The 12,343-nt window shown below is 55.7% G+C and carries 15 protein-coding genes and 1 pseudogene; 7 read left to right on the top strand and 9 right to left on the bottom strand.

All coding sequences use genetic code 11. The features are described from left to right. Window positions 1–295 precede the first annotated feature (295 nt). Entirely contained in the window at window positions 296–937 is a 642-nt protein-coding gene (locus BM035_RS21455) for a copper resistance protein B (protein ID WP_217646373.1), read from the bottom strand. A gap of 851 nt (window positions 938–1,788) precedes the next feature. Here BM035_RS21455 and BM035_RS23085 point away from each other — a divergent pair. Then, window positions 1,789–2,307: a lipid A deacylase LpxR family protein gene (locus BM035_RS23085; RefSeq protein ID WP_254775559.1), complete on the top strand. Its 519-nt coding sequence runs from the start codon at window positions 1,789–1,791 to the stop codon at window positions 2,305–2,307. Window positions 2,308–2,404: 97 nt separating this feature from the next. Continuing rightward, a complete protein-coding gene (locus BM035_RS23090) occupies window positions 2,405–2,626 on the top strand; it encodes a lipid A-modifier LpxR family protein (RefSeq protein WP_008173718.1) in 222 nt (73 codons plus the stop codon). A gap of 253 nt (window positions 2,627–2,879) precedes the next feature. Here BM035_RS23090 and BM035_RS21475 read toward each other — a convergent pair whose 3' ends face one another. The 7 genes from BM035_RS21475 to BM035_RS21505 all read right to left on the bottom strand — a co-directional run bounded on the left by BM035_RS21475 (window position 2,880) and on the right by BM035_RS21505 (window position 6,858). Beyond that, a complete protein-coding gene (locus BM035_RS21475; RefSeq protein WP_008173719.1) occupies window positions 2,880–3,602 on the bottom strand; it encodes a cytochrome c biogenesis CcdA family protein in 723 nt (240 codons plus the stop codon). Window positions 3,603–3,628: 26 nt separating this feature from the next. Next, window positions 3,629–4,105, bottom strand: coding sequence for a hypothetical protein (locus BM035_RS21480; RefSeq protein WP_008173720.1), 477 nt, complete (start codon window positions 4,103–4,105; stop codon window positions 3,629–3,631). A 69-nt stretch (window positions 4,106–4,174) separates the two neighbouring features. Continuing rightward, entirely contained in the window at window positions 4,175–4,612 is a 438-nt protein-coding gene (locus BM035_RS21485; protein ID WP_008173721.1) for a c-type cytochrome, read from the bottom strand. Beyond that, entirely contained in the window at window positions 4,605–5,459 is an 855-nt protein-coding gene (locus BM035_RS21490; RefSeq protein WP_008173722.1) for a WD40/YVTN/BNR-like repeat-containing protein, read from the bottom strand. The genes BM035_RS21485 and BM035_RS21490 overlap by 8 nt, the downstream gene beginning before the upstream one ends. 10 nt (window positions 5,460–5,469) lie before the next feature. Continuing rightward, window positions 5,470–5,979: a DUF411 domain-containing protein gene (locus BM035_RS21495; RefSeq protein ID WP_008173723.1), complete on the bottom strand. Its 510-nt coding sequence runs from the start codon at window positions 5,977–5,979 to the stop codon at window positions 5,470–5,472. A 99-nt stretch (window positions 5,980–6,078) separates the two neighbouring features. Then, window positions 6,079–6,363, bottom strand: a complete 285-nt coding sequence (locus BM035_RS21500; RefSeq protein WP_008173724.1) for a hypothetical protein — start codon at window positions 6,361–6,363, stop codon at window positions 6,079–6,081. Window positions 6,364–6,474: 111 nt separating this feature from the next. Next, a complete protein-coding gene (locus BM035_RS21505) occupies window positions 6,475–6,858 on the bottom strand; it encodes a hypothetical protein (protein ID WP_008173725.1) in 384 nt (127 codons plus the stop codon). Window positions 6,859–7,128: 270 nt separating this feature from the next. Between BM035_RS21505 and BM035_RS23150 the strand changes: the two genes are divergently transcribed. Next, on the top strand, window positions 7,129–7,260 hold the full coding sequence (locus BM035_RS23150) for a hypothetical protein (protein ID WP_263645069.1): 132 nt from the start codon (window positions 7,129–7,131) through the stop codon (window positions 7,258–7,260). A 24-nt stretch (window positions 7,261–7,284) separates the two neighbouring features. On the opposite strand, the gene BM035_RS21510 is transcribed toward BM035_RS23150, so the two are convergent. Further along, on the bottom strand, window positions 7,285–8,658 hold the full coding sequence (locus BM035_RS21510; protein ID WP_081467537.1) for a multicopper oxidase family protein: 1,374 nt from the start codon (window positions 8,656–8,658) through the stop codon (window positions 7,285–7,287). A 235-nt stretch (window positions 8,659–8,893) separates the two neighbouring features. Here BM035_RS21510 and BM035_RS21515 point away from each other — a divergent pair, with 235 nt between their 5' ends. From BM035_RS21515 to BM035_RS21530, 4 genes and pseudogenes are all read left to right on the top strand, one after another. Beyond that, window positions 8,894–9,295: a MerR family transcriptional regulator gene (locus BM035_RS21515; RefSeq protein WP_008173731.1), complete on the top strand. Its 402-nt coding sequence runs from the start codon at window positions 8,894–8,896 to the stop codon at window positions 9,293–9,295. A gap of 70 nt (window positions 9,296–9,365) precedes the next feature. Further along, a complete protein-coding gene (locus BM035_RS21520) occupies window positions 9,366–11,852 on the top strand; it encodes a heavy metal translocating P-type ATPase (RefSeq protein WP_039882017.1) in 2,487 nt (828 codons plus the stop codon). Window positions 11,853–11,885: 33 nt separating this feature from the next. Next, window positions 11,886–12,071, top strand: a complete 186-nt coding sequence (locus BM035_RS21525) for a hypothetical protein (RefSeq protein WP_008173735.1) — start codon at window positions 11,886–11,888, stop codon at window positions 12,069–12,071. Continuing rightward, a pseudogene (locus BM035_RS21530) lies at window positions 12,049–12,343 on the top strand (TVP38/TMEM64 family protein); the annotation flags it as partial. The gene BM035_RS21525 and the pseudogene BM035_RS21530, both read left to right, overlap by 23 nt.

A 12,343-nucleotide genomic window follows, 5' to 3' on the forward strand; every position in this document is an offset into this window, starting at 1 on the left:
TTGGTAAAAAGTTTGCCGGCGTGTATGACATCAGCCTCCGCGGTTCTTACGGTTTCATGGGAGACTTCTACGGAGATGACCCGGAGGATACCTATAAGGTCGTAGCTATGGTCAATATCAGTTACTGATCAACGTGTAATTTCATGATCTGATACAACGGCCGGGCCTTAGTCCGGCCGTTTGTCATTGAGCCGAACATGCGGAAGGTCGGCAATGATTTTGACGAAATCCTCCAAATGAGGACACTAGCTGACCCACGCAAAGGGGCCAGCCTTTTCTACTGGGCATTATCGTACTAAAACCACCACCGGACGCCCGCCACGAAGCTGGAGGACTCGACGTCTTCCCCCTCGCGCTCACGAAGGTCCTCTGTGTTGCCCAGAAAGCGGGTGTAAGAAACACCCACGTAGGGCGCAAACTCCCTCGAAAAGTGGTATCTCAGACGGAGCCCCAGGCCCACATTATTGATGCCACTACCGACGCCCCACTCCTCAACATCGCTGAAGGCAACGAGCGTTTCGCCGCGGCCCTGCAAAATGAGCCTTTGGGTCAGCAGCCAGTCGTACTCGGCTTCAAGATCGTATGACACGTCACCGTCGTCGGTGACTCGGAGATTTGTGTCTACCTCAAACCAGTAGGGGGCAAGTCCCTGCAATCCAACAATGGCCGAATAGCGCTCCTTATTAGGGCTGGGGCCAAACGTTGTCTGGGCACCCAATCCTGTCTGTATATCCCAGAAGCGATCGAAGCGATAGCTGTACTGCACATCAAAATTTTCGATGTCGCCGCTGTCGCTGGATAGATCAGTCTCACCTTCCGTTTCGACCCAGAGCCGATTGCGATCTTTACCAATCCAGGCCTGGGCGTCCCACAGGGCCAATTCGTTGTCGCCGTCACGCTGGTATTCCATCCGGTCAAACAGAACCTGGCCAAACACCTGGTTGTCGTGTATCGGCAGCGTCCAGTCCGGTTCGGCCTGAGAGGATTCGAACCTCTGACCTCTGCCTCCGGAGGGCGCCGATTGGGGTCGGTTTGGAGTGAGGTCGGTGGGTCTAAATCGTTGTTCGTCAGTAACTTGCAGGCTGGACGGAAGTTCAAAAAAGTTCTGTTAACACCGCTAGTTACACGTTTTATCCCAAGTTTGGGCACGCATTTGTCAGGTTGGAGATGGCTCTACCTGGACAGAATGACCACTGCCCCAGCTGCTTAATTTCTAGCTTTACAGTTTACTATGCGAACTTCAAGCTCAGAAAAAATGTCTGGTTTTAACTGTCCGAAATTGGACAGTTGTCGAGCGGGATAGTCCGAGAGTCCGCCTGTAGAAAGCTATATTTTGCGAGAGAGTATCACCCATCGGCACTCGTTAACAGTCAAGGGTTGGCCGCATCAGAGGTTATCAAGAGTAACGGGCGGGATTCGGCAACCACAGCTGACACTCGGGGCGATTAGTGTAGAGTTCAGACTACCAATAGCTAAAGAGCCAGTATCTGTCAGGTCGATTGACTACAGCTGAACTTTTCCAAGTAATCGGGTGTTCTTATCTCGTCCGGCGGCACGTTAATCCGGAAGAGCTGACTGCGTCGATGGGAGGGAGCTAGAAAAGCGAGGGAAAGCGACTTAGTCTGCACATCTGATTGAGTGGCCGTTGTAACGGTATGACTCGACATAGGCCATGCTTGTTAACTCTTGTATCAACCGGAGAGACTGGATTTGAGTTGTCGCTGCGGATGTGCCCTCCTGCTGTTTTTCGTCATTAGTGTTTTCCCAACCAGCCTGAAGGCTGAAGTCGTGAACCTGTCCTGGGATAACGACCTGCTTACCGGAACCGATCGCGGCTATACAAACGGGGTACGCTTTTCGTATCTGACAGACACCGCTGACGAGAACGATGGAAAGTCGGCAAGATTTGCCCGGATTCTGCGTGATGAGCTGCGCTTTCTGCCAGGTATTGGAACTGCTGATTCAAAGCAGGCGGTAAGCCTGAGTTTGCGGCAATTCATGGTTACGCCTGAAGATATTACGGTTGAAGATCCGCAGTTCGACGACATTCCCTATGCCGGCCACCTGTCGCTCAGCGGCACACTATGGAGCTGGAACGCCGATACGATTACCGGCTTTGGTGCTCACATTGGTGTTATTGGGCCCGAAAGCGGTGCCGAGTCGGTTCAGAAATGGGTGCACAAAGCCACGGGAAGCGACAAGCCGCAAGGGTGGGGGAATCAGCTTGGAACCGATGTGGTGGGTGGCATACAGGCTGCGCATGGCCGAAAACTCCTGCAACTCGGGCAGGGCGGCAACATTGAATAGCGTTTGTCTGTGATCGGATCCGGACTACGCTGGTACATCCTCAACCATCGCTTTGCCGGGCTCGTTCAAGGATTCAGGCAGTAGCTGGTCAGTATATGTGGGGCTGGGTGTGGAGTATGTAGGCTATTCCTACATCGACGACAATGCCGGGGCTTATCGTTTCGACGAAGGGCCGCTGATTGGTCGGCTTGGTCTGGGCGCTATCTGGCAGTGGGATCACCTGCTGGCCGCGGTCACATTGCGTGCCTCGACCAGCGAAGACGAGCGCCATAAAGACAACTTCAGCTTTGGAACACTGTCAGTTTCTTGGGCAATATAGAAAGGTCGGTTTTGACCGTTGCTTACGGGATGTGGTGGCGCTTGTTCCCGCTGTTAAACAAAAGCGGACATTCGCGACTCTCCACTGCGAGCCGGTTTTTGATCCAGTCTTGAAGAACGATGAACCGCTTCAATGGTTCGGCAATGCAAAACCATTAACGAAAAGGCAGCCCCATTTGTTCATGAAAGCTGTTCATACGCAGTATTTGAGTATGAATCCGTGAACCGTTCTCGTTAGTTTGGTTGTAGGAAGCTCAGCCAAGCCTTCCAAGAACTGGAAACGTCGACAACATCCATGACGCGAATAGAGTCATCTGACCGGTGAGCACCAACACGCCCATGACAACGAGTACCAGGCCTGCAAACACTCTCAGCAGTCGACTCCAGCGACTGAACCAGCGCACTCGTCGGCGAAAGTGCTCAATGAATAGGGCAGTTCCCAGGAAGGGAAGAGCCAGCCCTAACGAATAGGCAGCAAGATACAACATACCTGCCTCGGCGTTGGCATGGGTGGAGCTGAGCGCCAATATAGCCCCGAGTATGGGACCTATACAGGGTGTCCAGCCGATGGCAAATGCTATCCCCAGAAGAAAGGCGGCAGTGGGACGTCCGCCTTCTAGTGACTGTCCAATGCGCCATTCGCGCTGCAACGCCGGCATGCTCCACCAACCCAGCATAAACAGACCCATTAGAATGATGAGCACGCCGGCCACCAGGTTGGCCTCTTCACGATAGGCCATCAACCATTGCCCTAAAGCACTTGCGCTTGCTCCCAGGGCAATAAAGATCAGACTGAACCCCATCACAAAACACAGGCTCAGCCAAAGGGCCTTCAACCGATTCGAAGCCTCGGTCAGGGCACCTCCAGTCACGACCGACAGGTAGCCGGGAACCAGAGGTAGCGTGCAGGGTGAAAAAAACGATATGAGACCACCGGCAAACGCGGCGGCAATTCCCCAAGTTGCAAGATCAGGCATTTAGCCCTCCAAGTTCGGTGAGTCTGTCAAATTGCCCAGAAATCGAATTTGATGCCTTCCCTGGACCTGCCGTTATTGATAATGGCCCGTGCCCGCCATAGCATTTTGCCTGTACCGCACTCCGGCAGGGTAAAGGTTCCCTGGTAGACGCCCTGGGCATTCGGTACCAGCTGGGTGCGGACCACGCCCATGTACATTTCAAGCCCTTCAAAATCGACGATTAGGGAGTCTGCTGTCATGTTAGCGAGATGCACACGAATGGGAATTTCTGTCATAGATTCGATGGCTTCATTACCTAAACCGACTGTGATGGCTTGATTGTCCTTTCGCCCGATACACTGACCCTTGAAAGGTGCGCATCCCTCGGTGGCGTAAAAAGTGACACCGGCATCCAGATCTGGCTTCAGGTACTGCGGCAGCACGAAAATTGCAGCGACCATCAGACTGAAACCGGCGATACCGAATAACCATGACCATTTCTTGAAGTGCTGATTCAACGACATTTTCGAGTTACCCGAGATCTAGCGTGAGTGTTGTCTGGTGTCCGTGAGAAATCAGGAAGGACCCTCAGCCTAATTAACGTCCTGACTTTCGCTCCGTTGATAACGGCGCTGGTCTTCCGTCCATAGCGTTTTCAGGTACTCGATCACCAACTGAATTTCCTGGTCGGTGAGGATGTCCTTGAACGCCGGCATCGTCAGCCTATCCGTTTTATTGAAGGGATGTCGCCAGCCCTCGGCAATCATCCTGAACAACATGGCATCGCTGTGGCGCCAGGTGTGGCCTGTCTCATCGTGCGGTGGCGGGGGCATTTCGCCTTTCTCATCCGGTTTGGTCCAGTCGGCAGCACCCTCGCCCTGCCATCCGTGGCAGGCGGCGCAGTATTGCTCGTAAATCTGGCGACCCTCGGCCACCTCGGTCGGCCCACTGTCACTGTTTGGTGGCGCGCCCCCCGCCACCACAAGGGCCGGGGCAACGAGCAAGACCAGCGGGAAAGACCACTTATTCATGAACAGGTACCCATTCGCCAGAGGCGTTCTGCGAAAGCAGATCTCCATCCTCTGTGCCCACCACGAGTCCTTCCTTGAGTGAGAATGTCAGAGCGGTGACTGGCTCGGGTATCTTAAGGCCAGCCCAGGTTTCGCCACCGTCCGAACTGTGGTGAAGTTGCCCCTCGATCACGGCGTAGACGTTCTCCGGGGCAGAAGGATCGTAATCAATAGCAGTCACAGTCCCTCGTAATTCGCCGGCATCGCCCCAGAAGCAGAAACAGTCCATGGAGCGGGCAACGCCGCGGGTGGTGCCAGCGAACAGCCAGCCACTTTCCATACTGCCCGGCATATCCGAGTGCAGGAATGCCTGCACCGGCTCCCGGGGGCCACTGTCTACCTTCACCCATTCGGCACCGCCGTCCCTGGATCGGAACATGCCACCGTCACCGAGATAGACGTAAAGCGTTTCGGCTTGGGTGGCGTGGGCGGCAATCGCCGTGATTCCGAGATCCGGCAGGGTGTCATTGAGGGATTGCCAGCGCTTGCTGGCGTTGTCATAGCGCCAGATACCAAGGCCAGGCCCTGCCAGGTACAGACTTTCGTCCGCGCCCTTTGCCATGGACCGAGGGGGAGCGCCGGAATCGGACGGTGGCAGCGGGATCTCGGTAGTGCTCTGGCCTTCCACGGCAAGCAGGCCGCTATTCCGAAGCACCAGTAGGGCGCCGGAGGCGTCAGTCGTCAGCGCCTTCACTGCTTGGCCATCAGTCGCAGACTGGGCTTGAACCAGGCCCGGCATGACGGCAATCAACGCGAACAGGAAAAGCCTGGAAACGCCAGAATTCAGGCGGTAAACCTTCGCTTTCATGGGGCTGACCTCAGTAATCCTTGTGTTCACGGAAAACACCCTGCTTGCCATTGGCGTTAAAAGCGATGACCTGATAATCGTCCTTCCGGCCGGTTTCCATGCCGGGGGTGCCATGGGGCATGCCCGGCACTGATAGCCCAATCGTATTGAACTGCGGGTCCTCAAGGTAGGCGACGATGTCATTGGCCGGCACATGGCCCTCAATCACCAGGTTTCCGATCAGCGCAGTGTGGCAGGACGCCATATCTCGGGGTACGTCGTACTTTTGCTTGATTTCATTAAGGTTGTTGGTTTCAACGATGCGGGTCTCAAAGCCATTGGCCGCGAGGTGCTCGGCCCAGTCCTGGCAGCAACCGCAATTGGGGCTTTTGTAAATGGTGATGGCCTGACCTGTCTTTCCACTCTCGGCTTGCGCAACCGATGACTGGTCAGATTCGTTGGTCTGGATGGCCAAGGTGGTGCCAGCGCCGATAACGACAGCGGCTATACCCGTATAAAGGGCGAGTTTCATGGTCTTCATGGAAAATCCTCGGTTGGAATCGCTTACATGTAGTGCAGGGCGCGGGGATGCACATGCGTCCCCGGCCCATAGCTTCAGTTCATGAGGGTGTCCAAATGGTTATTTGGTGCCGGTGTCTTTGTCTTTCATGCCATCGCCACCATGAGCCTGCATCATCTTCATGCACGCTTCGGTCATGGCTTTGCGGTCTTCTGGGGACATATCGGACATCATCCCCATCATGCCGCCCATACCCTCCATGCCTTGCGAGGACATCATGCCATTTTGCTCGGAATGTCCGGCCATCATGCCGGCTCCTTCGCCGTGGGCAACGGCAGAGAAGAGGGCAACACTGCCTGCCAGAACGGCGGCGGTTACGGTGAGGTTGATTTTTGAATTACGCATTTGATTTACTCCAGTTAAAGTCTCGTTACGGATGGACGGAAGTACGAGACTTTGTTGTAAGAATTAACGTTAAAGAGCTTGCCTCCTAGAGGCAAAAATCCGGGTTAAAACTCAGGAGTGGTGTTCTGGAGGGGGCGTAATAGAAGCCAGGAACGGATCCTGGTAGAAGGTTGATCGTGCGGTCAATACCGGGTGGGAGCCCGTATCGGTAAAACCGATGGAATCCCCCGGTAACAGGGCAACGCTGACGCTGACCCCGCATTTGATCAGCCCACTGGCGCTCGGGCAGGCCATGTCAGGGGCTGAGGCACAATCCGCTTCAGTGTCTGTTGAGGAGCCGGCGCTCTCAGCCTGAGCCATCATCATGGAACCACAATCCGGCATCGCAGTGTCCGCGTCGCTGTCCGCTATTTTGGACATAGCCAATGCCGGTCCGCTTATCACCAGAAGCAGTGATAGCAGCGCGGAAATAAATTGGCGGGTTGTTGCGGTCATCCTGATTCCAAGCACCAAGCTGTAAAGGTTCAACGCTGTGACACACAGCTCGACTTTCAGTTCACCAAATCCTAGCAGTTTTTATTTCAATGACACAACGCCATCGATATCCAAAGGCTCAAGGTGAATTCACTTTGACCATTCTGACAAAAGTCTTGACCTTAAACCGTGCTTCAACGTTATTTTCTCAAAAATGCTCAACTGCAACTGTTTACCGCATAAGCGGTGAAAATGAGCAACCAACAACCACGGTAAAAATGAGGGACGATAATGAGAGGAGGACCGGTGGGTTTGCTGACAGGGCCACGGCGTTGGTGGTTGTTTGGCGCCTTCGGGGTCATCGCGGGACTCACCTTTGGCTGGGAACAGCTGGTGATATTCGGGCTCGGTGACAACGGTTGAGCAGACCAAGGAGACTGGTAGCGCTTAGCTTTGCACCTGAAAATAGCGCATCATCCCTGCATCCTCATGTTCCATGTTATGACAGTGGTAGATGTAAAGGCCGTCAAAGCGCTCGAATTTCATCGCCACCTGAACCGTTTCACGAGGCATAACCAGAACCGTGTCGTGCCAGCCACTGTCTACCAGGCCCTGCTGTAGACTGTCCGAGTTGCCGCCTCGTCGCCCTACAACGTTGAATTGCAAGCCATGAATATGCATCGGGTGAGGCATCGGTGTGCTGTTGTGGAATTCCCAGATTTCCGTGTCACCAAGGCGGACTTTTTCGTCATCAGCAACATTCGTTCCGTCAAACCGCCGGCCATTCATGGCAAATCCCCGCATCATCACCGGGCTTAACTCGAACGACCGGATTCGCGTATTGCTGTTTACCGGTATTTTTTGCCGCTGCACACCTAGCTGTGCCGGTAAAGGTTCGCTGGCCTTTAATGACTTGGACACCTCCAGCCTGGCCAAGGGGAATCGGCTGCCAAGGGGCAGGGCGTTGCTGCCCATCATGCCCATTCCGTCCATCATACCTCCGCTCATCATGCCTGCCCGGAAACGGTCACTGATAAGCTCCAGCGTATCACCCGGCTGGAACTCGGAAAGATCGACCCATATATCAAGCCGCTGAGCCGGAGCCAGCACGGCGTAAGGCCTGTCTTCCGGTTCCTGAAGAAGGCCGCCGTCTGCACCGATAACGGTGACAGGTCGCCCGTCGCTCCAGGCCAGTTTGTAGATGCGGGCGTTGGACCCATTGAGGACTCGAATTCTGTAGGGGCGGGTGGCAACCTTGCGGGTGGTTGGAGGCGCCCCGTTAGCCAGCACTCTATCCCCCAGAAAACCGTGCATACGGTCCATCATGGACCCCATGCCACGGCCCATGTAAACCAGTTCATTGTTACCAGCAAAGGTGCGGTCCTGAAGCACCAGCAGCAGCTCGTTATCGCCCGACGGCAATTTGAGGTCCGCTTCTTCCTCGTCTTCAACGATCAGGAGTCCGGCCAACCCTGCGTAACTTTGAAATCCTACGCGACCACCTTGCTTGCCGTGGGCATGAGAGTGGTACCAGAACAGTCCGGCCCGGTCCAATACCTCGAAGCCAACAGTCATTGTCTCGCCTGGGCGGATCGGTAGTCTTGGCTGTCCGTCTACGTCGGACGGCACGTGAAGTCCGTGCCAGTGGACGGTGGTGTCCTCTGGCAGCTCATTGTGAATATGGATTTTGACGGTTTGGCCGCGGCGTAGCCGGATCGTTGGGCCGAGGTAACTGTCCGGATTTTCGGAGACTGTGTTTTTTGGACCTTTCAGCAATTCCGCCCTGTAGCGCCACACTTCACTGGGGGCGCCCGGGCCCATCAGCGAATGCGAAAAGGGACGGGAAAAGTCCTAACATCAGCGTAACCAGCCTTTCAAAACCCTTCATTACAGTGTCTCCGTCTTTTCGCCCCACTTGACTCAAAACGGGGGACCTTGGGTCAGTTTGGTGTACCGCCACCGGTCTGACAAAGCATGAAAAAATGCCTTGACCTTAAAGTTCACTTTAAGGTTATGGTTGGCATCAGTCATTGATCACTTGTTTTGAGGTGCAAGAATGAAAACGTTCAATATTGGCGAACTCTCTGATAAAAGCGGCGTGGCCAGCCATGCCATTCGCTTTTACGAGCGGGAAAATCTCATGCCCGAGCCTGCCCGAAACCAATCGAATTATCGTCGTTACCCCGAGGATGCGATCGCCAGGCTGCAATTCATCATCCACGCCAAGCAATGGGGTTTCACCCTTGATGAGATTCGCGAACTCCTGATGCTTCAGGACGCCAATGGCGACCGTGCCGAGGCCAGGCAAATTGCAAAGAAGCAACTGGAAAAAATCCGGCATCAGATTCAGAGTCTGTCCCGCATCGAGGCCGTCCTGTCTGAAACACTGAAGGAATGCTCCGGTGAGGGGCCGATGGATGGCTGCCCGATTGTTGAAGCTATAGCCCAGCAAGGGTGAAGCTGGCAATCGCCTGCGGATGCATTGATTTAGAGGCACACAGTTATCTGTGCCGAGGAGCCAAACGGGTATGCAACGAATAGAGATTCGTGTTGATGGAATGTCTTGCGCTTCGTGCGTCGGACGGATTGAAAAGGCGCTCATGGGTCAGCGCGGCGTTGCGGAATCCCAGGTGAATCTGGCGACCGGAAAAGCCACCGTGAAATTTGACCAGCCGGCCACGCCGGCCACGCTAATCGACTTGATTAAGGAGGCGGGTTATCAGCCACGAGTACAGTCGGCTGAAATTCCGGTCATCGGAATGACCTGTGGCTCCTGCGTATCCCGGGTTGAGCGGGCATTGAACAAGCAACCCGGCATGGTCAAGGCCAGTGTCAATCTGACTACCCAGAAAGCGTTTGTGGAGTTCCTGTCTGACACCTTGTCAGTGCCGCGAATTCATCAGGCTATCCGCGACGCAGGGTATGAACCTCAGGAGCCGGACGCCAATAGCGAAACGGAAGAGCAGGACAGGGAGGGCATCGACCTCCGCCGGAAAGTGCTCTTCGCTGCGGCGCTGACTATCCCGATTGTTCTGATTGCCATGGGTAAAATGATCCCTGCTCTTGAGGCTCTATATGTCAGTGTCTTACCCCATCGGGGATGGATGGCAATTGAGTGGCTACTAACCACGCCGGTGTTGTTTTATGCCGGACTGAGGTTTTTCCGGTCCGGGTACACTGAATTGCGCCATGCCAATCCTGGCATGAACAGCCTGGTTATGATCGGCACCAGCGCTGCCTATTTCTACTCCGTCGCAGCACTGCTGGTTCCAGGATTCTTTCCCGCCGGTACCGCCGAAAGCTATTTCGAGGCAGCGGCAGTAATCGTGACGCTCATTCTGCTGGGACGCTACTTTGAGCACGTCGCCAAAGGCCGAACGTCGGAGGCAATCAAAAAACTTCTGCAATTGCAGGCCAAGACCGCCCGTGTCATTCGGGATGGGGAAGCCGTCGAAGTGCCCATCGAAGCCGTGGTACCTGGTGACCGTATCCAGGTGCGCCCGGGAGAGCGGGTTCCTGTTGATGGCGTGGTGGAGGAAGGCCAATCCTACGTGGACGAGTCCATGATCAGCGGCGAGCCCGTTCCCGTGGCCAAACAGAAAGACGCCGAGCTGGTGGGTGGAACCATTAATAAGAACGGTTCCCTGACGTTCCGGGCTACGAGGGTCGGTGCGGACACCGTTCTGGCACAGATCATCAGAATGGTGGAATCGGCCCAGGCTGATAAACCCCCGATTCAGGCGCTGGCCGACAAGATAGCGGGAATTTTCGTTCCCATTGTGATTGTGCTCGCGATTCTGACGTTCATCACCTGGTTCAGCTTCGGGCCCGAGCCGGCCCTGTCCTTTGCCTTCGTCACGACGGTCAGCGTACTGCTGATTGCTTGTCCCTGCGCGATGGGACTGGCTACGCCAACAGCCATTATGGTCGGAACCGGTAAGGGCGCCGAAATGGGCGTGCTGTTCCGCAAAGGCGCGGCCCTGGAGACACTGTCTCGGATGGACACCATCGTCCTCGATAAAACCGGCACCCTGACTCGGGGCCAGCCTGAGCTGACAGATTTCATCCTGGTGGAAGGCCGCGAGGATGAGGTCCTGGCCTGGGTTGCGGCTGTGGAGACCGAAAGTGAACATCCCATCGGGGAAGCCATCGTCAAGGGCGCAAGGGATCGGGGCCTCACGTTACCCGCGATCAGTGAATTCCAGGCGGAGCCGGGCTACGGCATCCAGGCACAGGTGGCCGGACGCCGGATCAATGTGGGCGCGGACCGTTATATGCGCCGCCTCGGTATCGACCTGGCCAGCGTCGCCGACGATGCGGTGTCACTTGCTGAAAAAGCCAAATCCCCGCTGTATGTTGCCGTCGACGGACGCCTCGCCGCGCTGATTGCCGTGGCCGATCCGCTCAAGAACGGCTCGGTGGAAGCGATTGCTGCGCTCAAGTCATCAGGGCTCAGCGTGGCCATGCTCACCGGTGACAACCGCGCCACCGCCGAGGCGATTGCGCGGCAAGCCGGTATCGAACGGGTGCTTGCGGAGGTATTGCCGGACCAGAAAGCGTCCGAAGTGAAGCGCCTGCAAGAGGAAGGTGCCCGGGTTGCTTTTGTGGGTGACGGTATCAATGACGCACCGGCCCTGGCGCAAGCCGATGTGGGTATCGCCATCGGCACCGGTACCGACATTGCCATCGAGGCCGGCGACGTGGTTCTGATGCGCGGCGACCTCCGGGGCATCGTGGATGCTGCAGCGCTCTCCCGGCGCACCCGCAAAACGATTCTTGGCAATTTTGTCTGGGCCTACGGATACAACCTGGCACTGATCCCCGTGGCCGCAGGTGTTCTGTTCCCGTTTACCGGTTATCTGCTCAACCCCATGCTGGCTGCGGGTGCCATGAGCCTTTCCAGTGTGTTTGTGGTGACCAATTCCCTCCGACTGGGCCGGTTCAAATCCGATAGCGGAAGCTCCGTGGAGAGCAGTATCAGCGAAAGCGGAGCCGCACAGGCCAGTGTCTCGTAAGAGGCCTGGCACACACAGAATCAGGAGATTGACATGATGACGAATGAGGCATGCATGTTTGGAATGGCGGGAAGGGGGTTGATATCCCTTTTGCTCATCGTCGCCTTGGTACTTGGCGTCGCAGCCCTCGGCAAGTACCTGTTTTCGAAAAACAGGGACGATTCTGGACGCGCGAGTAAGAACGCCAGAGGAGACTATGACTACCACCCTGAACCATGAATTTCATCGGGTACCCATGGCAGGCATGGGAGTTAGACCGAACGCAAAAGCAAAAGTAGTCGGGGTTCTGCTCTTGCTGGTTGCACTGGCTGCGATCTATTGGGTCATGCTGGAGACCGGAGCATTGACCACCGTGACCAACAAGGCGGCCTTGTCGGAATGGATTGACCAACTGGGGTATTGGGGGCCGGTGGGTATCATTGGCCTGATGATCACGGCCATTGTCCTGAGCCCGATCCCCAGCGCCCCGATCGCCATGGTTGCCGGTGCGG

Origin of the sequence: Marinobacter sp. DSM 26671, from assembly GCF_900112835.1 — a bacterium.
Lineage (GTDB): Bacteria > Pseudomonadota > Gammaproteobacteria > Pseudomonadales > Oleiphilaceae > Marinobacter > Marinobacter flavimaris.